This window comes from Streptomyces bungoensis (assembly GCF_001514215.1).
GTDB classification, from domain to species: Bacteria; Actinomycetota; Actinomycetes; order Streptomycetales; family Streptomycetaceae; genus Streptomyces; species Streptomyces bungoensis.
On the sequence record NZ_KQ948866.1, the window covers coordinates 174,939 to 197,329 of the forward strand.

Below are 22,391 nucleotides of genomic sequence, written 5' to 3' on the forward strand. Positions count from 1 at the left end.
CTCGCGGCACGGCACCGTACGGGCGAGGGCCCGCTCCCGGAACTCTCCGGGGGCGGGCCCTCCGCCGTGCACCGTCCTCAGCTGGCCTGCGGTTCGAAGTCCCAGAGGGGGCGGGTGCGGGCACGGGCGGCGACGGTCTGCGGGTGCTGGGCGCCGAGTGTGGCGGCGAGGTCGGCCACGGCCTCCTGCTCCACCTTCGCCGCCCGCTCCCTCCGGCGCAGCCGCCGCAGGTCCGCCGCCTGCCCGACCCGCGCGGCCAGGGTGAGCGGATGGGTGCGCCCCAGCGTCCGGGCGGCCCGGGCCACCGTGTCCGCGCTGAGCGCGGCCGCGCCCTCGTCGTCGTCGAGCCGTCCGCGCAGGGCCGCCGCGTTCACGGCGAGTCCCAGGGTGTAGGGGTGGTCCGGGCCGACGGCGTCCCGCATACCGGCCAGCGCCCTCTCGATCACCGCGTACGCCCGGGCCGCCTCCCCCGCGCGGCTCAGGACCAGGGCCTGGTTGGCGCGGGCGCCGATCGTGAAGGGGTGCCCCGCGGGGAGCAGCGTCTCGTAGCGCGCGACGACCGACTCGCCGGCCTCCCCGGCCTGGTCCAGATCACCCTGCTCGCGTGCGAAGCAGCTCCGGCTGACGGCGGCGGCCAGGGTCAGCATGTGCGTCTCGCCGAGCTTGCGCTCGTACCCCGCCAGCACCTGGCCGAGCAGCTCCCCCGCCGCCGCCCGGTCGCCGCCGCGCAGCCGGCACAGGGCGAGGTTGTGCTGGGCGCGCAGGGTGTCCTGGTGGTCCGGGCCGATGACGCTGCGGTACTCCCGCACGTTCCGCTCCTGGACGGACCCGGCCTCGGCGTACCGGCCGAGCAGGCGCAGGTCGATCGCGTACGACACCTCGGAGAAGAGGGTCCAGGGATGGCGGCCCTCCAGCACCCGGCGGCGCGCCTCCAGGGTCTTCAGGTCGATGCCCAGGGCTTCCTCGTACCGGCCGAGCAGGCGGAGGGTGAAGCCGAAGTTGTTGAGGGCGTTGAGGGTGCGGGAGTCCTGCTCGCCGAGGAGGTCGCGGTAGGCGGGGCAGAGGCTCTCGTCCAGCTCGAGGGCCTCGTCGTAGCGTGCGAGACTGCGCAGGTCGGCCCCGAGGCCGCCGGCCATCCGCAGATACTCCAGGTCGCGCTCGCCGCGCTGCTCCCGCAACCGCTCCATCGCCGCCCGGTCGATCGCCTCCGTCTCCTCGAAGCGCCCCGCCGAGCGCAGCAGGTTGGCGTAGTGGTACGTGACCTCCCCCACCCTTGGGTGGGACTCGCCGAGCAGGTGGCGCCAGGTGCGCAGGGCCCGCTCACCGAGGTTGACGCCCTCGCCGTACTCGCCCACGAACCACAGGTAGCGCAGGCAGTTCAGGACCAGTTCCTGCACATCGTGGTCCTGGCTGCGCAGCACGTCGGCGTACCGCAGGTGCGGCACGATCTCCGCGTACGCGTCCCAGCACCGGGTGTCGGTGGGGCGGCCGGGGTCGGCCCCGGCCAGGGCCCGCCGGACCACCTCGATGAACTCCCGCCGGTCCGCCTCGGGCATGCCCTGGCGGACGATCTGGTGCACCATCCGGTGCAGGTACACCGCCTCGGAGGAAGCCGTCCGGTCGGGCGCGGTCTCGTACGGGTCCCACCGCACCACCGAGTACTGGCGCAGGAGGCCGATCGCCCTGTTCCACAGCAGCGGATCCTCCAGCAGTGCCGCCAGCCGGTCCGGCAGGCCCTCGCCCGGCACCTCCCTCAGCAGCCGGACCGGGACGAAGCCGGGGGCGAAGAAGGTGCACAGCCGCAGCAGGTCGACGGACTCGGGGACGGTCTCGCGGAGCCTGTCCAGCAGGATCGACCACGCCGTCCGGAAGGCGACCGGGAAGTCGGCGGACACCTTCACCACGTCCTGGTCGACACCGCCGTCCAGGAGGCCGATGTACTGCTCGACGGAGAGGTCGGAGTCGTTGAGCCAGCCCGCGGTCTGGTCCAGGAGCAGGGGGAGGTCCTCCAGCGCCTCCGCCAGCTGGTCGGCCTCGGCCTCGTTGAGGCGGGGGGCGCGGCGGCGGATGAAGGCGACGGACTCGTCGCGGTCGTAGACGCGGACCTCGAGGAGCTTGCTGTTGTGCTCTCCCCATTCGGGGTTGCGGGAGGTGATGAGCACGTGTCCGGGGCCGGTGGGCACCAGGTCCCAGATCTGGTCGGGTTCGTCGGCGCCGTCGAGGACGAGCAGCCAGCGCGCGTAGGGGTCGCCCCTGCGCAGGGAGTCGCGGACGGCGCGCAGCCGCTCGCCGTACTCCCGGCCGGTCTGCAGACCGAGCTCCGGAGCCAGGCCCGCGAGACCGCGGCGGTAGCTCACCCTGTTCTCGGCGCCGACCCACCACACCACGTCGTACTCGGAGCCGAACCGGTAGACGTACTCGGCGGCCAGCTGGGTCTTCCCCACGCCGGACATGCCGTGCAGCACCAGCGCCGTGTGCTCCGTGTCGTCGCGCAACCGCTGGTCGATGTCGTCCAGCAGGCGGTCACGGCCGGTGAAGCGCACGTTGCGGCGCGGGACGCCCTGCCACACCCGCGGTATGGACGCCGGGAAGCGAGGCGCGTCCGCCGGAGCCGGCGCCGGGCCCTCACCGATGCCCAGCCAGTCCAGGATCCGCTGTTCGGCCTCCTCCGCGGAGCGGTCGGCCACGTCGATGTTCTCCAGCACGCCGACGACGGCGGGGAGGGGCGGCATCCGTACGACGGTCACGGCGGCGACACGCGAGGGGCCGGCCGAGCGCGCGATGGTGCGCAGGGCCGTCTCCCAGTGCTCGTTGCGGTAGGAGCCGAGCCGGAAGAACCAGCCGCTCAGCACCAGCAGGGCAGCCCCCGGTCCGTGCACGAGGTCAGGCAGCGCCTCGTCCAGCGCGGCACTCGGTCCGGGGTCCCAGCGGCGGTGGGTGACGGTGGCTCCGTGGCGCTCCAGCCTGTCTCCGATCCAGGTGGCCCAGGCCCTGTCGGGTCCGGCGCAGCAGACGGTGACGGCCCGCCCGCTCTCGGGTTCCGGTGCGGAGCGGGGTGCGGGCGCGGGGCCGGGAAGCGGGTCGCCGAGGCTGAACCGGACCTGTTCCACCGCCTTGCCCACCGGAGTCTGCTCCGGCCGGCGGGTGTGGATCCGCGAGCGCAGTTCGGCCTTGCGCACGGGAACTCCCCACTGGTTGCTGACGGTCAGCCACAGCGAGGCGGGCCCGGGCTCGCTGCCCGCCGAGACGCGGAAGCGTGCCGGACCGTAGGTCCCGCCGAAGCGGTGCAGCACCACCCGCGGTTCGTCCAGGGCCGAACAGACGAAGGCCGGGGCGCCGTCCAGGGAGATGCTGAAGGAGAACTCCTCCTCGCGGTAGGGCCATGACGGCGGCGCGCCGTCGGGTGCCGGCAGCGGGCCGCGCAGGTCGACGGTGACGAGGTAGTCGCACTCGGTCTCGGCCTGCCGGGGCCAGGCGACGACGGGTTCGATGAGGAGCGGGTGTTCGTCAGCGCTCACTTCGGCTCCCCTCACGCAGGGTGTGCCGGGTGCCGTCCGCGGAGGTGAGGCGCAGCGTGGTCCGCGGGTGCCCGTAGTAGTGGAACATGAAGGCGAACAGCAGCCGCAGGACCCGTTTCTGGCCGAGCCTGTCGACCTGCCCGTCATCGTTGCGGACCCGGGGGATGTCCGCCAGTGACCCGAACTCCTGGACGGCGCGGGCACGGAACGCCGTCAGCGTCTGCGGCACGGGCCGGTGCGGGTGGGACGCGACCTCGCCCACCAGCCTGCGCACCAGTGTCCGGGCCTCCAGGTCCCCGACCTTGCCCGCGGTGACGATGCAGCCGCCCGCGCCCTTGCGCAGGAAGAGTTCAGCGAAGCCGCGGAGCGCCTGCTCGCCCTGGGCCCGGTTGTCGACGAAGCGGCCGGAGTGGCAGGCGTTGAGGCAGACCAGCGAGCGGTCCCGGCGCAGCACGCCCATGGCCTCGCCGTCGAACTCGGCCCAGGTCCGGTCGCCGAGCGACAGGTACGGGAGGCTGTCGCCGTACGTGCCGTGGCAGCCCAGGTAGACGAGGCCGGTGTCGCCGGGCGGAGCGTCGAGGGCCCGCAGGAACGGGGTCATCTCGAAGTGCAGCTGATGCGCGTACGGCGCGAACACGGTGCCGTCGTCGGCCATGTCCTTGTGGAGGTAGCCGATGACGGCACCCTGGCCGGTCGCGGCGCTCGGCAGTCCCTGGCCGGCGTCGTGCGTCGTCGTCCAGCGGACCAGGACGGTGAGGGCGCCCAGCAGGCCGCCGGGGAGTGCGTGCCCGGCGTCCTCGGGCAGCCAGAACAACTCCCAGGGGAGCTCGTACCCGGTGTCGTCCCAGACGATGAGGCGCAAGGCGTTGCCGTGCCGGGCCCGGACGCGGTTGATCCACTTGGCCAGTTCCGGCTGATTCTGCGACCACAGCCGGATGCCGCGCAGGATCTCGGACGGGTACTGACCGCCGTCCTGGCGGAGGTTGGCCAGGCTCACGGCCGGCGCGGACAGCCGGGTGGGGCCCGGCTCGCACTCGAGCGCGAGGTCGCCGCACCAGCCCTGGATGCGATACCCGTCGGCGCCGCCGGCCGCGGCGGTCCGCACGACCCTGAGCAGGGCGACGCCCTCCTCCAGCCGGGCCGTGGGCCGCACCTCGGCCCGGCCCAGGCCCAGAGCCTCCGCGTGCGAGGCGCGCAGCCGGTCCACGACCGCTCCGCCGCGCCGTACCGCGGGTTTCAGTCCGGGCAGGGCCGCGCGGCGCATGACGGTACCCGCCCCGGCCAGCCACCGGGGGCCCTGCTGCGACGGATCGTTCACCGGCCTTCTCCTCCCGCCGTCCGCCTCGGTGCCCGGCCCGGGACCACCTGGCCGCCCAGGGCGTCGGCCAGGGCGAAGGGCAGGTCGCCGTACGGCTCGCGGGCGGCGTCGACCACGGCCGCGTGCAGCCTGGTGCGGTCCATGGCTCCGAGCCCGGCCGCGGCCGTGAGCGCGTCCTCCACGCCCGTGACGCCCACCTCCGCGGTCAGCCGGCCCGTGCGGCTGGCCCGCAGCGGCACGTTTCCCCGCCCGTCGGTGACCACGACCAGCCAGGCCTCGGCCAGTCCGGCTCCGTGCTGCCGGAAGGCGCGGCGCAGTCCCTGCACGGCCAGGTCGATGCCGTGCGCGAGCGGGGTGGCCCGCCCGGCCGGACGGTACAGCGCGGGCATGAGCCGTGGATCGAGGAGGCTGCGTGCCGCGAAGCTCTCGGCCCTGAGCTCGTCGGCCGCGTGCGCGCCGCCGACTTCGACGACGTGTGCGGCGGCCCGTTCCGTGTACGCCCAGCCCAGGAACGGGGACAGGGACTCCTGCCAGTCCCAGTCGTCGCCCCGGCAGGTGTGGTCCAGGACGAGGACGAGGAGGCGCTCCGGCGTGCCCGCGCGGATGTTGCTGTGCAGGTCCACGGGCACCACGGTGAACCGTTCGGTGCGCCGCACCCGCTGGTGGAGGGCCGCCTCGCGGACGGTGCGCACATGGGCGATGTCCCGCAGGTCCCTGGCCCGCCGGGTCCCGATCACGGGTCCGCGCGCGGAGGACGCCCCGGTCCGGCGCTGCCAGGGGCTGCGCAGCGGGGCGAAGTCGCGCACCGCGTCGGTCTCGTCCTCCGGGAACGGCGTGGCGGGGCCGTTCGGGGCGCCGCCGCTCGCGGGGCCGAGGCCTTCGGCGGGCTCGGGCTCGAAGAGCGGCTCGCCCGTCCGTGCCGGTCGCCGGGCACGGTCTCTCCGGCCGTCCGCGAATGTCCTACCGCCGTCGCCGGCGGTCGCGTCCGGAGGAGCGGGCGGCGGGGCCGCCTCCTCGGGGCCGGACGACGGGTCCGCCGGGCGTCGTTCGGGCGCTGCCAGCCCGATGAGCCGTGCGGCGGTGTCGGCGTGCCGCGGCACGGCCGTCCGCTCGCCCTCCAGCGCCGCGACGGTACGGGCGAGCCGGGCCAGGGCCAGCTGTCTGCGGGCGCCGGCCTCGGGGCCGAGAAGGTCGCTCACGCGGGTGAGGGTGTCGTCCGTGACCCGGGTGGCCGGCACACCGTGCAGCGCGGCCGCTCGCCAGGCGGCGGGCAGGGCGTCGGGGTGCAGCAGCGTCTCGAGCGGTGGCAGGCGCAGACCGGCCACCGGCAGGCGCAGGGCGAACCGGTCCAGCAGGTGCGGGCTGAGCCGTCCGGCGTCCTGCGAACGGCAGGCGGCGAGCCACCGCGTCCGCGGCCGGGCCGCGAGCCGCAGCCCGGTGCGTTCGACCACGGCGACGTCGGCGCTCAGGAGCTGCACGGCCGCACGCATGCCGGCGACGCTCAGCCTGCCCAGATCGGGCACCACGGCCAGGGGAGGCGGCCCGGGCCGTCCGTCGCCGTGGACGAGGGGGCCCGGTTCGGTGCGGAACGCCAGGCCGTCCGCCTCCCGGATCAGCCGGGACCGCGTCCACAGATCCTCGTCCCGGCTCTCGGAGCCGAGCGTGAACGGCACCGCGGCCGGTTGCTCCTCACCGGTGAGGAGCAGGGTGAACAGGTCCGCCACGGTCCGGACGAGCCGGGGATCGAGGTCGAAGAGGAGGACTCCGCTCAGCGCGGGTTCCGCGGCGGCACAGGCCAGGGCGTGGGCGAGCCGCCGGGCGAGGTCGGGTGGCCCGCCGGAGCGGGCGTCGTCACCGTGCGGTGATGCCGTGGTCATGGCGGGGTTCAGGGGGCCGGGAAGAGATCCGCGACCCGGTCCTGGTCCTCGGGCCCCCAGCCGAAGGTTCCGCCGTGCGCCGTCTCCGGGCGCCGGTGCCGCAGCGCCATGGGCAGTACCCGCAGCAGGTGGCCGGGCTCGACCCGGTCCGCTCCCTCCAGTGCGGCGAGGGCCCGGGCCGCGAGGGTCGCGACGATCTCTCCGCGCTGTCCCACCGCGTCGACGCGGGTGGCGGCCTCGGCGCACAGCCGGAGGACGTCGTCGGGCACCCGGACGCCGGGGACGTTCTGCCGCGCGCGCTCCAGCCGGTCCCGCAACGCGGCGGTGTCCCGCTCGGCGTCGGCCAGCCAGCCGGTCTCGTCCGAACCGCCCAGGTGTTCCTCGAAGTCCAGCACCGTACGGATCATGCGGTGGCGGTCCTCGGCGCCCAGTTGCCCGGCCGTCACCATGAGGCCGAAGCGGTCCAGCAACTGGGGCCGCAGGCCGCCCTCCTCGGGGTTCATCGTGCCGACGAGCCCGAAGCTCAGCTGCTTGGCGGTGGCGAGTCCCTCGCGCTGGACGGAGAGGACGCCGGTGGAGACGACGTCGAGGATGATGTTGACGAGGTGGTCGTCCAGCAGGTTGACCTCGTCGATGTAGAGCAGCCCCCTGGTGTGCGCGTCCTCCAGGAGTCCCGGCTGCGGCCGGGTCTCGCCCTTGATCAGGGCGTCGAGGTCCCAGCCGCCGAGGACGCGGTCGTCCGTGGCGTTGATGGGCAGGGTGACCGGCAGCTCGCCGTGCACCATCAACGCGAAGGCTCTGACCAGGGTGGACTTGGCGGTCCCGCGGGTGCCGGCCATCAGGACTCCGCCGATGCGCGGCACCACGTGGTTGAGTTCCAGCGCCAGCTTCAGTTCGGCCTGTCCCACGACGCGGGAGTACGGCAGGATGCGCGGGCCCTCGGCCGCCGCGTTCACGAGCCGGATCCCTGCGGCGTGCCGGTCGGCTGCTCCGTTCCGCCGGTCCGCCAGCGGAAGGTGATCTGGAGCTGTGCCTCGGCCCCGCTCTTGACCAGCGCGGCCACTCCCGCGTCGACCTTGATGGCGAGCTGCATCTCGATCTCGTCGGGCCGGACCCCCTCCCCGAGAGCCTCGAACCGACGCACGGCCTGTACCGCGCAGCGCCGGGCCAGGTCCAGGCCCTCGGTGTAGGCGTCGCGAGCGACCCGCACGACGCGCTGTGCGGCTCCGTCCCGGGTCTCCTCGTCCCCGTAGACGAGATCGAGACCGTCGGCGTCCGGGTACCCGACCGTCTCGATCTCCACCGGGATGGGCCCGTCCGCACCCTCCGGAACGGGCCCTACTAAGATCGTCACACGTCCCCCTGCGACAACTCACGTGTGTTTCAGCCCTGTTGAGCGAACGGGTACCTTCCCCGGCGCGCAGCGGGTTATGCGCGCCGGAGGGCGTCAGCTCGCCTGCGGTTCGAAGTCCCAGTAGGGCCGGTTCCGGGCACGCGCGGAGATGGTGTGGACGTGCTGCGCGCCCAGCGTGGCGGCCAGGTCGGACAGGGCTTCCTGCTCGACCTTCTCCGCTTCCTGACGGCCCCTGAGGGCCCGCAGGTCCGCCGCGTGGGCGATCCGCGCGGACAGGGTGAGCGGGTGGGTGCGGCCCAGGGTCTCCGTGGCCCTGGCGATGGTGGTCCGGGTCAGTTCGGCGGCGGACTCCGGCTCCCCGACCAGGTTGCGCAGGGCCGAGGCGTTGATGGCGCAGCCCAGCGTGTAGGGGTGCCGCTCGCCCACGGCCCCGGTCATGCCGGCCAGCGCCTCTTCGGCGAGCACGTGGGCGTGTTCCCGCTCGCCGACACTGCGCAGGATCAGGGCGTGGTTGGAGCGGGCGCCGATGGTGAAGGGGTGGTTCTCGGGGAGCAGCATCTCGTAGCGGGCGATGACGGACTCGCTGGCCTCCCTAGCCTGGTCGATGTCGCCGTGCTCCCGTGCGAAGCAGCTCTGGCTGACGGCGGCCGCCAGGGTCAGCATGTGCGTGTCGCCGAGCTTGCGCTCGTATCCCTCCAGCACGCCGGTGAGCAGCTTGGCCGCCCCGGAGCGGTCGCCCCCGCGCAACTGGCACAGGGCCAGGTTGTGCTGGGCGCGCAGGGTGTCCTGGTGGTCCGGGCCCATGACGATGCGGTATTCCCGCACGTTCTTCGCCTGGACGGACTCGGCCTCGGCGTACTTGCCGAGCAGGCGCAGGTCGACGGCGTAGGACACCTCGGAGAAGAGGGTCCAGGGATGGCGGCCCTTGAGCAGCAGGCGGCGCGCCTCCAGGGTCCTCAGGTCGATGTCCCGGGCCTCCTCGTACCGGCCGAGCAGACGGAGGGAGAAACCGAGGTTGTTGAGCGCGTTGAGGGTGCGCGAGTCCTGCTCGCCGAACAGGTCGCGGTAGGTCGGGTAGAGCCACTCGTAGACCTCCAGCGCCTCCGGGTACCGGCCCAGGTTCCACAGGTCGGCCCCGAGCCCCCCGGCCATCCGCAGGTGGTCGAGGTCGCGCTCGCCCCGCTCCGCCCGCAGCCGCTCCATCGCCGCCCGGTCGATCGCCTCCGTCTCCTCGAAACGCCCCGCGGACCGCAGCAGGTTGGCGTAGTGGTACGTGACCTCCCACACCCGCGGATGCGACTCGCCGAGGAGGCGGCGCCAGGAGCGCAGGGCGCGGGCGCCCAGTTTGACGCCGGCGGAGTACTCGCCGGCGAACCACATGTAGCGCAGGCAGTTCAGGACCAGCATCTGCACCCGGCGGTCCGTGCTCTGCAGGACGTCCGCGTACTTCAGGTGCGGCACGATCTCCGCGTACGCGTCCCAGTTGCGGGTGTCGGTGGGGCGGCCGGGGTCGGCCTCGGCCAGGGCCCGTCGTACCACTTCGATGAACTCCCGCCGGTCCGCCTCGGGCATGTCCTTGTGCACGATCTGGTGCACCATGCGGTGCAGGTAGACCGACTCGCCCGAGGAGGCGGCCTCGTCCATGGCCGTCTCGTGCGACTCCAGGCGGACCACCGAGTACTGGCGCAGCTGGTTGATCGCCTTGTTCCACAGCAGCGGGTCGTCGAGGAGGCCGGCGAGCTGTTCGGGCAGGTCGTCGTGCGACATCTCCTTCAGCAGCCGCACGGGGATGAAGCCGGGGGCGAAGAAGGTGCACAGCCGGAGCAGGTCGACGGACTCGGGGACCGTGTCGCGGAGTTTGTTCAGCAGTATCGACCAGGCGGTCTGGAAGGCGAGGGGGAAGTCGGCGGACACCTTGACGACGTCCTGGTCGATGCCGCCGTCCAGGAGGCCGATGTACTGCTCGACGGAGAGGTCGGAGTCGTTGAGCCAGCCCGCGGTCTGGTCCAGGAGCAGGGGGAGGTCCTCCAGCGCCTCCGCCAGCTGGTCGGCCTCGGCCTCGTTGAGGCGGGGGGCGCGGCGGCGGATGAAGGCGACGGACTCGTCGCGGTCGTAGACGCGGACCTCGAGGAGCTTGCTGTTGTGCTCCCCCCACTCGGGGTTGCGGGAGGTGATGAGCACGTGTCCGGGGCCGGTGGGCACCAGGTCCCAGATCTGGTCGGGTTCGTCGGCGCCGTCGAGGACGAGCAGCCAGCGCGCGTAGGGGTCGCCCCTGCGCAGGGAGTCGCGGACGGCGCGCAGCCGCTCGCCGTACTCCTGGCCGGTCTGCAGGCCCAGTTTGGGGGCGAGTTCGGCGAGGCCGCGGCGGTAGGTCACCCGCTTCTCGGCGTTGACCCACCACACCACGTCGTACTCGGAGCCGAAGCGGTAGACGTACTCGGCGGCCAGCTGGGTCTTGCCGACGCCGGACATGCCGTGCAGCGTGAGGACGCCGGCGCCGGTCTCGCTGCCCTGGAGCAGGTGGTAGGCGTCGTTGAGCAGGGGCTCGCGGCCGGTGAAGCGGGTGTTGCGGCGCGGTACGCCGCCCCACACGTCGGGCATGGACGCCGGGAAGCGGGGGGCCGGGCGGGCGGTGTCCGCGGTCACCGGGGTGTCGAGGGGGATGTCGAGGCGGTCGATCAGGCGGCGCTCGGCCTCGTCGGCGCCCATGTTGGTCAGGTCGACCGGGGCCAGCACGGCGGTGGCGGCGGGGACGGGGGCGGTGGTGACCGACACGGCGGCGAACCGGGCGGGATCCGGGGCCACGACCTCGCGCAGGGCCGCGTTCCACTCCTCGTGGGTGCGCGGGCCGAGCTGGAAGTACCACTCGCTGACGAGGATGAGGACCCGGCCCTCGGCCAGGGTGAGATCGCCCAGCAGGCTCACCAGCGACTGGTCGGGCGGGGCGTCCCAGCGCAGGTACACCACCCGCAGACCGCGCCGCTCCAGCCTGTCCCCGAGCCACGCCGCCCAGGCCCGGTTGAATCCGGCGAAGCTGATGGTGACGGTCTGCCTCGCGGCCCCCTTCCCGGCCGTGCGGACCGGCGTACGAGCTTCAGACATGCAGCAGCCTCCAGCGCGTAGTCATGAAATCGTAGAACCTCGGCGCGGCTCTGGGGAGTCCGGCGACTGCAGGAACGAACGCCTCGGCGCGACGATCTTCGCGCAGCGGAGCCTGCGAAGTCGGCATTTCACCGATTCGTGAGCGGGGGAGCCGGAGGCTGACGCTGCGTCCACAGGGCGCGTACGGCTTTGACGTACGCCTGGGCGCGCGCCGCGTACCCCCGCGGCGCGGGGTTCGCCGCCAGCCGCTCGTGGGCGGCGACCATGCCGTCGACGAACCGCCGGCCCACCGGTGTGAGGTCGGGTGAGCCGACGAGCGCGGGCAGGGCGGCCGCCACCTGGGCCTGGTAGCGGGCGTGCGCGGCCCAGGCCTGCGCCCGGTCGGCGGTGCCGGCGGCGAGGGCCCGGCGCTGGAAGAAGTCCGCCAGCGCCAGGTGCGAGTACGCCCCCTGGAGCAGTCCGTCGTACGGCCGCGGGTCCGGGCGCCAGGGGGCGAAGTAGCGGGCCTCGGGTCCCGCCCGGTGCAGTTCGACCATCTCGCTCAGCGCGGCGAGTTTCGTGTGCTGCAGTTCGTGGACGAGCGTGGCGGCGAAGGCCACCGGGGTCGCCGGGGCGCTGCTGAGCAGCGCGCCGAACGCCTCGCGCCGGGTGGCGCTGCAACTGCCGCGGCCGTCCGCGCCGGGGGGCGTCTCCAGCGGGACCAGGCAGCGCAGCAGGGCGAGCGCCTCCGCCGGCCGCCGTTCGCCGCCCGAGGCGAGGGCCGCGGCCGTGCCGGCCCAGGTCTGCAGCCACCGCTTGCGTTCGGCGTGGTCCGGGGCCGCGGGGCCGCTCAGCGCGGACTGGCCGGGCTCGCGCGGCGGGACGCGGTAGGGGTCGAGGTCGTCCAGGGGCATGGGGGCGGTGCCGGGCCGCAGTCCGGGCAGGGCGTGGGCCGGGGTCCAGGCGAGGGCGCCGGACCAGGCGCCGGTGCCGGTCTCCAGGTGCACCCTCACGTCGGCGGCACCGGGCCGGCGCAGCGTCAGCACGCCGTGCGCGTGCCGGACCTCGACCTCGGTGTCGCCCGGCTCGGCGGTGTGCAGGGCGCCGAGCGAGGGCAGGGTGAGGACGCCGTCGCGGGCGGTCAGACGGGTGGTGAAGGGCAGGTCGGCGCGGGCGGCCGCGACCGCCGCGATCGCGCTGAAGTACGCCAGGTCCCGCAGCAGTTCGCGCCTGCCCGGCTCCGAGAGGCGTCCGGTGCGGGGGGTCAGTCCGGTCAGGCAGCGTCTGGCCCAGGGGCCCATCAGGGGCTGGGTGAGCCGGGCCCGGGCCGGTGATCCGGGGCCCGGGGCGGCCCGGTCCGCCGCCGTCAGCAGGGCCCAGTCCTCCCGCAGCCGGCGTTTCGCCGGCTCCGGGCAGACGCCGGGGCCGGCCGCCCGGGCCGCGTCGAGGACGGCGCGCATCAGGAGCAGGCGCCTGGTGTCCTGGTCGCGGACGAGGAGCGCCAGGGTCTCGGGGCCGCCCTCGGTGCGGCTGAGTTCGGCAAGCGCCCGGTCCGGGACCGCCGGAAGTATCACGGGGTGCCCCCTTCGAGTGAGGCCGGGCCGGCCGGGCGGGCGCCCTGGGCGTCCCCGGCGAGCCGGCCGGCCACGTGCGGGATGAAACGCTGGAGGTCCGCGCAGTACACGGACGGGTTCCCGAAGCCCTCCCCGGACCGGTACCGGTGGGCGTAGTGGCCGCCCCCGCACACCGCGACCAGGGGGCAGGCGCGGCAGCGGTCCGACAGGGCCGCCGCGCCGGCCTGGCGGGCGGCCACCCCCGGATGGCGCAGGGCGTCGTCGAAGTCGTGCCGGAAGACGTCGAGGCCGGTCTCGGCGGCCCCCTCGTACGCCGACTTCAGGGAGTCGACCTGCTCGATCGATCCGTCGGTCTCGACGACGACGGCGTCGAAGGGGGCGAGACCGAGGGACTCGGTGGCGGCCGGCAGGCCGAGGAGCAGCGCCAGGCACTCCTCGAAGAGCCGCACCCGCGTCTCGCGGCGCCCGGCCGACCACCAGCGGTCGAAGACGCGGCACAGCCAGTCGCCGTGGCGCGCGCCGGCCCAGTGCGGGGGCGGCGCCGACCAGTTCCCGTGCGGCAGCAGCAGGTCCATCGCGGGCGGGCGCAGGGCGAGCAGGGACTCGTACAGCTCCACCGGGTCGGTCGTCGGGTCGACGACGGTGAGCACTCCGGCGTACGCCTGCGGGAAGTGCTCGGCGACCAGGCGCGCGCCGCGCGCGGCGGCGGGCCAGGACGGCCGGCCGGCGTGGTCGACGCGCCGGGCGTTGTGCGCGGCGCGGCCGCCGTCGAGGCTGATGCCGACGCTGATGCCGTGCCGGGCGAGGACGGCCAGGCGCTCGCGCGTCAGCAGGGTGGCGTTGGTCTGCACGGTGGCCTGGACGGTGCAGTCCTCGGGGACGCGGGCGCGGACGTCGTCGGTGAGGCGGGCCAGCGTGTCGGCGCCGGCCAGCAGCGGTTCGCCGCCGTGCAGGACGAGGGAGAGGGCGGTCAGGCCGTGGGCGCGGGCGTGCCGGCCGATGCGGTCGGCGGTGCGCCGAAGGACTTCGGGCGGGGCGGTGGCCGGGCGGGTGCGCCAGGTGTGGTCGGGGCCCTCGTAGAGGTAGCAGTAGCGGCAGGCGAGGTTGCACCGGCCGTGCACCTTCACGATGAACTGCCGGAAGGGGCGCGGTGCCGGGGGTGCCGGAAGCACGGCGGTCTCTCCGGACACTGCAGCACCCCCATGCCGTACGCCCCGCGCAGCTGCGTGCCGAGCGCGCCACGGCCCTTCTCGCCCGTATGGACGCGCATTCCCGGCCGGTGGCCGGACGCAAACCCGGCACGATCGAAGTTGTCTTTTTCTGCTCCTGGTTGACCGATAGCTGAAGGCTGCTAGAGGCTCTCCGATCGCTTTCCGTGCGCCAGATGAGGGCTCAGAGTGAGTTGTTGAACCCCCAGAGCATCTCGCCCGGGTGCTCCGCACGTTCGCGCAAGTCCGCCAGTACCTCGCGCAGGACCGGATGCTCGATGGTGCCCAGCTCCTCCAGGTCGAGCGCCAGCAGATCCGGCAGCGGCTCGTCGTACCGCGTCGAGGGTGACGCGTCCCCTGTGCTCATGACCCCGTTCCTCTCCCTGTCACTCCAGCTCGGCCAGCCGGGCCGCCGTGTCGTCGGCCGTCGGCGGGCCCGTGCCGAGGCTGCCGTCGGGCAGCCGCGCCCACTCGGTGCGGGCCGCCCGGTAGGCGTCGCGGGCCGCACGCGGGCGGGCCGCCGCCTCGTAGGACATACCCCGCCAGTGGTGCGCTTGCGCGGCCAGTTCCACCGCCTCCTGCCGGCGGCGATCGGTCTCGGCCATCCCCTCCGCCTCCCGGGCGGCCTCCGCCGCCAGCCGGAAGGCGTCCATCGCGTCGTCCAGCCGGGTCGGCCGGCCGAGGCTCTGGTACGCCTCGTACTGGGTCTGCCCCAGCTCCAGCCGGCAACGGGCCGCCACCAGCGGATGGTTCGCCTCCGCCGCGGCCAGGCCGAACAGGTGCTCCGCCTCGCGCAGGTCCACCCGGTCCCCGCGCAGCCGGTAGCGCAGGATCAGGGCGCGGCCCAGCAGCAGCAGGCGGTGGGCGAGGTGCCTGCTGCCGGCGGGGGTCTCCGTACGGCAGTCGCGCAGCACCCGGATCGCCTGGGCGAGCGGTTCCCAGGCGCGGAAGCCGCTCTGGGCGGCGGCGTGCCGCAGCAGCACCTCGCCCCACTCCTGGAGGACGTCGGGGTACCCGGACGCGTCCCGGGGCGTGTCGGCGGCGGCCGACGCGAACGAGGCCGCCGCATCGCGCAGTTCGCGCGGGTCGCCCGTCTCGGCGTACCGGGCGGCGTGGATCCGCCCGGCGCGCACCTGGAGGGCGGCCCGCTGACCGCGCTTCAGGGGGCTCGCCAGCGCCTCCTCGACCCGGTGCCGGGCCTCGTCCAGGTCGCCGTCCGACTTCAGCAGGGCGTCCACCAGGTCCAGGTACACCCGGACCCGCTCGCCCGCCCCGTCGCCGCCCCCGGCCGTCGTCGCCAGCACGTCCCGCAGCGACCTGGCAGCCTGCTCGGCGTACCCGCGGGCCTGCTCCGGGTCGGTCGTGGCGTCCGCCAGGAGCAGCAGCACGCGGCCGTGCGCCAGCGGCAGTTCGGGCGGGCGGCCGGCGCGGTCCGGCCAGGCGTCGGCGAACGCCTCCAGCATGCCGACCGCGCCCTGCAGCAGCGCGCTGTCCCGGCCGAGCCACCACTGGGTCTCCAGGGCGGCGACGCGCTCCAGGGTGAGCGCCAGGGCCTCCTTCCGCTCCAGGCCGGGGGCCGCGCAGGCCACCGCGTACTCCCGGTCGGCGCGGCGCAGCAGGTCCAGGGCGCCGCGCTCGTCCCCCCGGCGTCTGCGGTCGGTGGCGGCGGCGTGCAGCACCCGGGCCAGCGCGGCCCGCTCGTGCTGGGCGTGCGGATGGGCGACGGCCCGCTCGGCGGCGGACTCCGCCTCGCGCAGCAGCCCGTCCCCGCCCTGCACCTCCCACAGCCGCAGCGTGCACCGCGCGTACTGCGCCCACAGCTGCGGGTCGGCCCCGCGCGGGCGTTCGTGCTCGGTGGCGCCGCGCAGCAGCTGTACGGCGTCGATCAGGTCCTGCACCATGCCGTCGGTGCCGAACCGCTCGAGCAGGTCGCGGGCGCGGACGACGGCCGGGTGCGTGGGCCGCTCCCCGGACGGTGCGGCGTGCGGGCCGCCGTAGAGGCGGAACTGTTCCGGCAGGGGCATGAAGCGCTCCAGGACACGGGCCGCGACCTCGGCGAAGGGCTGCGGGACCAGCGTGGTGTCACCGCCCTCGCCGGCGTCGCCCGTCCCGCCGGGGTAAAGGGTGCCGGACAGGTGCGGGCGTCCCGCGCCCGCGTCGCCGAGCTGGGCCAGGGCCAGCGCCGGGAAGTTGGCGCCGCCCTTGCCGAAGCGCTGCTCGATGTACTCCGAGCAGTGCTTGAGGACGAGGACGGCCTCGTCCCGGCCGAGCGTCGACAGCAGCGCCTCGCGGACCTCCGGCTCCATCTCGTACCACTGGGCGCCGTCCTGCCCGTACTCCTCCCCCGCGCGTGTGACGAGCCCGCCGAGCAGCACCTCCGCGAGTTCGGCGGGGCCGGAGTCCGGCAGCATCGTGCGCTGCACCAGCTGCATCACCGGCAGGCACAGCGGGGCGGCCGCGAGGTAGACGGCGAGGCGGCCGGCCGCCGGGGAGGCCGCGGAACGGAACCGGCTGACGCGCTCCACCGAGGTCGGGCGGCGCGCGTCGCGGGGCTCGCGCGCCGGCGGCTGGTCCGCGCGCACCCAGCCCACCGCGCCCGCCACCGGCCCGGCGCCGGCCCCGGACAGCAGCCGCGCCCACGCGCCGAGGGCCACCGGTTCGGGCGGCAGCACGGGCACGGGCAGCACGCCCGGCGGCGGGAGGAACGGGGCGCCGCCCGGGGTGCGCACGCGCAGCGCGGCGGCGCCCAGGGTCTCGCCGCGGGTCAGCTGCCCGTAGGTCACCGGCAGCCGGGTGCGGTTCCACAGGCGCTGCGGCAGCGGCTGGAGCACCGCGACGGGGGCGAGCCGGGCCAGGTGGTGCAGCAGCCGGTGGGCGTGGCCGCTGCGCCACAGCGGCCCCGTGCAGTCGCTGACCATCAGGGTGATGCGGCGGCCGGTGGGGTCGCTCAGCCGGTCCACGGTGTGCAGCGGGGCCGCGTGGGCGTCCGGGCTGCGGCCGACCGCGGGCTCGCCGTCCGGTCCGGTGTGCAGGTGGCTGACCTGGATGTCCCCGAAGGCTCCCAACTGGGTGAAGATCTGCTGGAGTTCGGTGAACAGCCGGTCCCACACGCGCATCGAGGGCGCGGCGTCCAGCACCAGCTGGAGCCGGGCGTCGCCGCGGGTGACGGGGCGGTGGACGGGCAGGATCAGGCCGCCGGCGCGGGCGCTCAGCTCGGCCGTGGCCGTCTCGTCCAGCTCCGTGCGCTGAGGCGGTGCGGCGCTGCGGTACGCCTGCAACGGCCGCAGGGCGCGCTGGAGTTCGAGCGGGGCGGGCAGCGCGGGCGCGGCGGGCACCCCCACCGGCAACGCGGTGACCTGCCCGGACGCCGGGGCACGCGGGGTGCCGTCGCGGGGCAGCGAGTACAGCGTGACCCGGCCGTCCGCGCGGGCGGGCGGCGGCGGGGCCGGCGGGCGCTTCTCCGGGGCGCCGGGGGCCGGTGGGGTGGTGCGCGGGTGCTCGCCGGAGAGGGCCGGCGGGGGCGGTGCGCCGGGGCCCGCGCCCGGGTCGGCCCCGTCCGGGTCGGCGGACTGCGCGGGCCGGGCCCAGCGGGCCAGCCACACCGCGTCGCTCAGCCCCTCCGCGTCCGGGTCGAGCCCGATCTCCCGCAGACGGCGGACGACTTCGGCGAGCCGGTCGGCGCCGGCCGCGCCGGACCGGCCGGCCGCGGGGTCCTGCGGGCCGGGGGGCAGGGGGCCGCGTTCCGCCGGAGCGCCGGGCATCAGCTCCTCACCTCGGGCGGTCGAGTCGCTGGACGAGCAGGTCGGCGAGCCGGTCCCGGCTGGGCGGGGCGGCCGCGTCGGTGAGGTAGATCGCGTTCAGCAGCTGGTCGGTGGCGAGGAGTTCGCTGCGCGAGCGCTCCAGGAAGCGGGCGATCAGGTCGTCGCCGGCGCGCGCGGCCTCGTCGCCGAGGTGGGCGCGGACGAAGGTGGCGAGCCGGTTGTGGTCGGGCCGGCCCAGCTCCAGGTGGATGCAGCGGCGCATCAGCGGGGCCGGGAAGTCCCGTTCCCCGTTGCTGGTGAGCACCACGAACGGGAAGGCGCGGCAGCGCACCCGGCCGTCGCGGACGGTGGCCTTGGTGCCGTCCGCGGTGAGCACCTCGGCCTCGCCGTCGGGCAGCCGGTCGGCGATGCGCTGGAGTTCGGGTATCTCGAACTCGCCCTCCTCCAGCACGTTCAGCAGGTCGTTGGGCAGGTCGATGTCGCTCTTGTCCAGCTCGTCGATGAGCAGCACGCGCGGGGTGTCGGAGGGCAGCAGGGCGGTGCCGAGCGGGCCGAGCCGGATGTAGCTGCCGATGGCCTCGACGGCACCGGGGCTGCCGGCCGCCGCACCGTGGCCACCCTGAGCGGCGATCTGGACGTCCTGGAGGCGGGCGATGGCGTCGTAGTGGTACAGGCCGTCCTGGAGCGTGGAGCGGCTGACGATGGACCAGCGCAGCACGTCGCCGAGCCCGAGTTCGTACGCGACCGAGTGGGCCAGCGTGCTCTTTCCGGCACCGGGGCTTCCGGTCACCAGCAGGGGGCGGCGCAGGTACAGGGCCGCGTTGATCATCTCCAGTTCCTCGGCGCCGGGCCGGTGCAGTTCGGCCAGGTGCCGGTACGCGCCGAGCCTGCGGTCCCGGGAGCCGTCGCCGGCGCCGGCCGCGTCCCGTCCGGAGAAGTCCCGCCAGGGCGGCGGCGGGGGGAGCCTGCTCATGCCGTCGTGGGGTTCCCCGGCGCCCCGGTAGATGAGCCACTCACTGGGTTCGGTCATGTCCGGTCCTCGTCACTCGTCCGCGGCAGCCGTCGAACGTGCCTCACGGTATCGACCCGCAGGAGCCTCGGTAAGGGGAACTGGAGGGAACGGGCGGGTCGGGTCACGGGGCCTCCAGCAGATCACCGGTTCCGGGCAGGGGGCGGTGCGGATCGTCGTACAGCAGGGCTATCCCGTCGGCCCAGAAGGCTTCCGTGCGGCCCGCGCGCACGTCCAGCCGCAGCCCGTGCACCAGGTCGGGCAGGAAGGCCACGCCGTCCCCGTCGTCGACGACCGTCTTGACGCCGCGATGGAACTCCCCGCACACCGAATCCGGTCCCGGCGGGGTGGCGTGCCGCCACAGCGCGACGCCGTGGCCGGAGCGCAGGATCCGGCCGAGGGAGGCGGGGTCGTCGTCGTAGCGCACGTCGCCCAGGCGGCACAGCACCGGGACGGTGTTCGGTGCGAGGCCGCGCAGGGCCGTCACGCCGGGCACCGGCCTGCGCACGCCGTCGTCGCAGTCCAGCACGTCGGCCTGGGCCTGACGGGCGTGCGACCGGCGCCAGCGGTCCTTGCGTTCGCCGTCCTCGTCGTCGTACGGGTCCCAGGCCGCCGGGTGCCACGCGCCCGGGAACGCCGGTTCGTCCTCGTCCGGGAGCTGGTCGCGGTCGGAGCAGCGGACCAGGACGGGCCGCTCGACGCCCAGCGGGACGCCGTCGGGGCGCAGGTGCCACTCCTCCACCGGCAGGTCCAGGAGCGAGTGGGGCAGGGCCGCGTACAGCGTGGCGGGCCGCCCGGGTTCGTCCCAGCGGCGGAACGCCTCGGCGAGCGGGGCGGCCACGTGGGCGGCGAGATCCGCCAGGGGAGCGCGCTCGGCCTCGTGCAGCCGGGTCGTCGTGCCGTCCGGCTCGCCGACCGACACCGACCAGTCGCAGCGGTCGGGCTCCCATCCCCTGCGCAGGACCATCAGCAGGACGAAGGAGCCCGGCGGCGCGACCAGCGGATGCTGCGCCGCGCGCTCCTCGAGCTTTCGCAGGACGGTGGAGCCGGCCCCCTGACGGACGTCGGGCACCCCGCGGCGCGGCCCCAGCAGTTCGGCGCGCCGCTCGGCGAGTCCGCGTCGGTAGCCGCTGTCCAGGCCCGTCGCCGCGTGCTTCACCCAGTCCCACAGGGCCTGTTCGGCGGCGACCGTGCCGGGCTTGCGCGGGCGCTCCACGGCGAGGATCCGCATCGCGTAGTCGAGGACGAGCTTCAACGCGCCGTCCTGCCGGGCGTGTTCGTACAGCGCGCCGAGGCCGTCCCGCCAGCCGCGCGGGGCGGGCGTGGCGGACGGCAGCCGGAAGTCAGGCAGCGAGCCGAGGACGTCGAGCAGGCCGCGGGTGCTGACGGGCGGCGGCAGGTCGGCGAGCCGGCCGAGCAGCTCGCTGCGCTCGTGCGGGCTGAGCGTCCGGCCGGGGCGCACACCGAGCTCACCCTGGACGTCGGCCCAGGTGGGGCTCGGCGAGCCGGAGGGCTGCTGCCGGTCGCGGTGGTAGCGGTCGTGCGCGTGGAAGACCTCCTGGTAGGGGTCGCCGTGCGCGCCGCGCACCCCGTCCGGTGGCGCCTGGAGCGTGCGCAACTGCTGGACCCCGATGCAGGTGCCGCCCGCCCCGTGGTCCGCACGGGACTTCAGGACGCCCACGACCTCGCCGCGCACCGGGTCGACGACCGGCCCGCCCGACACGCCGGGCGGCAGGTCGTTCTGGCCGAGCCGCACCTGCTCCTCGGACGACCAGGCGCTGATGGTGCCCTGCACGGACAGCGAGCCGTCCAGGATCTCCAGCCGGCCCCGGGCCGCCGTCCAGCCCGCGTAGAACACCCTGCGCCCGCCGACGTGCACGGCGGGCCGCTCGGAGACGTACACGCACGCGTGCTCGGCGGGCTCGCGCAGCCGGACGAGGGCCAGGTCCGGGGCGGGCCAGCCGCCCGCGACCGGCTCCCCGACGTACTCGGGCACGGTCACCGCCACCCGGGCGGGCACCGCGCGCGGCTCCTCGTAGGGGCTGGTCCGGTACACCACGGTGACCTCGCCCCCCTCCCCCTCGTGAACCACGTGCGCGCAGGTCAGAACCCAGTTCGGCGCGACGAAGAAGCCGCTGCCGAGGAACCCCCCGGGCTCGTCGTGGGCATACCCGGCGCCCGGGCGATGAATGCGCACGGTGGCCGCGAGAACGAGTTCACGCAGCGCAAGGTGCGCAGCATCGAACCCGTCCGGTGCGCCCCCGTCGTATCCGTCGGTCATGCCCCGCCCCCGCCACCGCCCACCCCGAACCCCCCGTGCATCCGGCCGCCGGTGGATGCGCCGGAGTGGGGGGTGGCGGGGGTGCCGGGGGGCTGTGGGGACGACGGCGGGCGTGCGGGTGCGGGAGCAGGGTCCGGTGCTGAAGCAGGTGGCTGCACGGGGGCGGGGTCGTGTGCGGGTGCGGGCTGTGGGGGCATGGCCGCCGAGGGGTGCGTGGGGGCGGGTGCGGCCGCGTGCGCGGGCGGCTGCGCGGGCGCGGCCGTCGGGGCCTGGGCCGGCGGCTGCCCCGGGGCGGCCGGCCGCGGAGGCGGAGGCGCGGCTGCGGGCGGCTGCCCGGCGACGGCGGCGGCCTGCGCCGGCGGCTGCCCGGCTGCGGGGGCGGACGGCTGCGCCGACCGGGGCGCGGGCGGGACCGCCGGCGGTTGCCCAGGCGCGACCGCCGGAGGCCGGTCGGGCGCGACCGCCGGTGGTTGCGTGGGCGCGGGTGGGGCCGCGGTGGCGGTCTGGGGCGCGTCCGGGTCCGGTGGACCGCCGTCGTTCCAGGTCAGGGTGACCGTGATACCCGCCTTGGCCTCACCGTCCGCGAGTAGTCCCACCACCTTGCCCGCCTTCGCCGTCAGCTCGATGCCGAACTCGACGCTCACCTCGTCCGGCCGCACCGCGCGCAGCGGACCCGCCAGCGACCGGGCGACCCCGGTGATCAGCGAGTGCAGGCTCTCCACGCCCGCCTCGACCCGTTCGGTGAACCCGGTGTCCGTGTACGACAGCCCGCCCGACGGCACGGCCAGCTCCTCGGCCCCGGAGATCCGGGCCCACACCGGTGTGCCGTCGGGTAGCCGGACCCGGGCGACCCGGGTGGTTCCGGCGGCTCCGGTGACCCCGTTCGCCGTGCCCGACCCGGCCGCGCCGCCCGCCGTGCCGGCTCCGGATGCCCCCGTCGCCGCGCTCTCTCCGTTCATGCGTGCTCCCCCGTTCCCCCTCGCCCCGTGACACCGCCTGCCCTTCCCGCCGGGCGGCTGCCTATCATTTTCCTGTTCTCGCCCGGCTCTCCCGGCGGAAAGGCGTCACTTCCTCGCTCTCGCAGGATGAGGGTTCTTCCCGCCCCGGAGCGCCGCTACCCCTGCACTGAACGACGGAGCGGCATCCATGTACTTCACCGACCGAGGCATCGAAGAACTGGAGAAGCGGCGCGGCGAGGAGGAGGTCACCTTCGAGTGGCTCGCCGAGCAGCTGCGCACGTTCGTCGACCTGAACCCCGACTTCGAGGTGCCCGTGGAGCGCCTGGCGACCTGGCTGGCCCGGCTCGACGACGAGGACGACGAGTAGGCGACGAGCAGGCGACGAGCAGGCGACGACCAAGGCGTCCCCCGGCCGACACACGGCCCCCTCCGCCCCCGGTTTCCGCACGGG

At 75.2% G+C, this 22,391-nt stretch carries 14 protein-coding genes; 1 reads left to right on the forward strand and 13 read right to left on the reverse strand.

Annotation, left to right across the window (positions count from 1 at the left end; translation table 11 throughout):
• Positions 1–77: 77 nt before the first annotated feature.
• The 13 genes from fxsT (AQJ66_RS27135) to AQJ66_RS41060 form a co-directional block, all read right to left on the reverse strand.
• Positions 78–3,110, reverse strand: coding sequence for an FxSxx-COOH system tetratricopeptide repeat protein (gene fxsT / locus AQJ66_RS27135; RefSeq protein WP_425264310.1), 3,033 nt, complete (start codon positions 3,108–3,110; stop codon positions 78–80).
• A gap of 397 nt (positions 3,111–3,507) precedes the next feature.
• On the reverse strand, positions 3,508–4,836 hold the full coding sequence (locus tag AQJ66_RS27140; protein ID WP_244162948.1) for a CHAT domain-containing protein: 1,329 nt from the start codon (positions 4,834–4,836) through the stop codon (positions 3,508–3,510).
• Positions 4,833–6,713: a hypothetical protein gene (locus AQJ66_RS27145; protein WP_061927307.1), complete on the reverse strand. Its 1,881-nt coding sequence runs from the start codon at positions 6,711–6,713 to the stop codon at positions 4,833–4,835. The genes AQJ66_RS27140 and AQJ66_RS27145 overlap by 4 nt, the downstream gene beginning before the upstream one ends.
• Positions 6,714–6,721: 8 nt before the next feature.
• Positions 6,722–7,669 (reverse strand): AAA family ATPase, encoded by a 948-nt coding sequence (locus AQJ66_RS27150; protein ID WP_079060453.1) that lies wholly within the window; start codon positions 7,667–7,669, stop codon positions 6,722–6,724.
• A complete protein-coding gene (locus AQJ66_RS27155) occupies positions 7,666–8,067 on the reverse strand; it encodes a CU044_2847 family protein (protein ID WP_244162949.1) in 402 nt (133 codons plus the stop codon). The genes AQJ66_RS27150 and AQJ66_RS27155 overlap by 4 nt, the downstream gene beginning before the upstream one ends.
• A 93-nt stretch (positions 8,068–8,160) precedes the next feature.
• Positions 8,161–11,169 carry an FxSxx-COOH system tetratricopeptide repeat protein gene (gene fxsT, locus AQJ66_RS27160; protein WP_061927309.1) on the reverse strand — a complete coding sequence of 1,003 codons (3,009 nt, stop codon included), beginning with the start codon at positions 11,167–11,169 and terminating at the stop codon, positions 8,161–8,163.
• A 128-nt stretch (positions 11,170–11,297) separates the two neighbouring features.
• Entirely contained in the window at positions 11,298–12,719 is a 1,422-nt protein-coding gene (locus tag AQJ66_RS27165) for an aKG-HExxH-type peptide beta-hydroxylase (RefSeq protein ID WP_061927341.1), read from the reverse strand.
• On the reverse strand, positions 12,719–13,912 hold the full coding sequence (locus AQJ66_RS27170; protein ID WP_079060454.1) for an FxsB family cyclophane-forming radical SAM/SPASM peptide maturase: 1,194 nt from the start codon (positions 13,910–13,912) through the stop codon (positions 12,719–12,721). The genes AQJ66_RS27165 and AQJ66_RS27170 overlap by 1 nt, the downstream gene beginning before the upstream one ends.
• Positions 13,913–14,114: 202 nt before the next feature.
• Positions 14,115–14,297, reverse strand: coding sequence for an FxSxx-COOH cyclophane-containing RiPP peptide (fxsA, locus tag AQJ66_RS27175; protein WP_061927311.1), 183 nt, complete (start codon positions 14,295–14,297; stop codon positions 14,115–14,117).
• A 19-nt stretch (positions 14,298–14,316) separates the two neighbouring features.
• A complete protein-coding gene (locus tag AQJ66_RS27180) occupies positions 14,317–17,691 on the reverse strand; it encodes an SAV_2336 N-terminal domain-related protein (RefSeq protein ID WP_244162950.1) in 3,375 nt (1,124 codons plus the stop codon).
• Positions 17,692–17,698: 7 nt separating this feature from the next.
• On the reverse strand, positions 17,699–18,721 hold the full coding sequence (locus AQJ66_RS27185) for an AAA family ATPase (protein ID WP_061927312.1): 1,023 nt from the start codon (positions 18,719–18,721) through the stop codon (positions 17,699–17,701).
• Positions 18,722–18,824: 103 nt separating this feature from the next.
• Entirely contained in the window at positions 18,825–20,981 is a 2,157-nt protein-coding gene (locus AQJ66_RS27190; RefSeq protein WP_061927314.1) for a VMAP-C domain-containing protein, read from the reverse strand.
• Positions 20,978–21,940, reverse strand: a complete 963-nt coding sequence (locus tag AQJ66_RS41060; protein ID WP_244162951.1) for a CU044_2847 family protein — start codon at positions 21,938–21,940, stop codon at positions 20,978–20,980. Before AQJ66_RS41060 ends, AQJ66_RS27190 begins: the two co-directional genes overlap by 4 nt.
• Before the next feature lie 187 nt (positions 21,941–22,127).
• On the opposite strand from AQJ66_RS41060, the gene AQJ66_RS27200 reads away from it, so the two are divergent.
• Complete coding sequence (locus tag AQJ66_RS27200) at positions 22,128–22,307, forward strand: DUF6104 family protein (protein WP_003992906.1); 180 nt, start codon at positions 22,128–22,130, stop codon at positions 22,305–22,307.
• Positions 22,308–22,391 lie beyond the last annotated feature (84 nt).

What these genes read in the sequence shown, in the direction of transcription:
- AQJ66_RS27145 (WP_061927307.1), bottom strand. Translation starts at nt 6,713, where the DNA reads ATGACCACGGCATCACCGCACGGTGACGACGCCCGCTCCGGCGGGCCA.
- fxsT (WP_061927309.1), bottom strand. Translation starts at nt 11,169, where the DNA reads ATGTCTGAAGCTCGTACGCCGGTCCGCACGGCCGGGAAGGGGGCCGCG.
- fxsA (WP_061927311.1), bottom strand. Translation starts at nt 14,297, where the DNA reads ATGAGCACAGGGGACGCGTCACCCTCGACGCGGTACGACGAGCCGCTG.
- AQJ66_RS27180 (WP_244162950.1), bottom strand. Translation starts at nt 17,691, where the DNA reads ATGCCCGGCGCTCCGGCGGAACGCGGCCCCCTGCCCCCCGGCCCGCAG.
- AQJ66_RS27185 (WP_061927312.1), bottom strand. Translation starts at nt 18,721, where the DNA reads ATGACCGAACCCAGTGAGTGGCTCATCTACCGGGGCGCCGGGGAACCC.
- AQJ66_RS27190 (WP_061927314.1), bottom strand. Translation starts at nt 20,981, where the DNA reads ATGACCGACGGATACGACGGGGGCGCACCGGACGGGTTCGATGCTGCG.
- AQJ66_RS41060 (WP_244162951.1), bottom strand. Translation starts at nt 21,940, where the DNA reads ATGAACGGAGAGAGCGCGGCGACGGGGGCATCCGGAGCCGGCACGGCG.
- AQJ66_RS27200 (WP_003992906.1), top strand. Translation starts at nt 22,128, where the DNA reads ATGTACTTCACCGACCGAGGCATCGAAGAACTGGAGAAGCGGCGCGGC.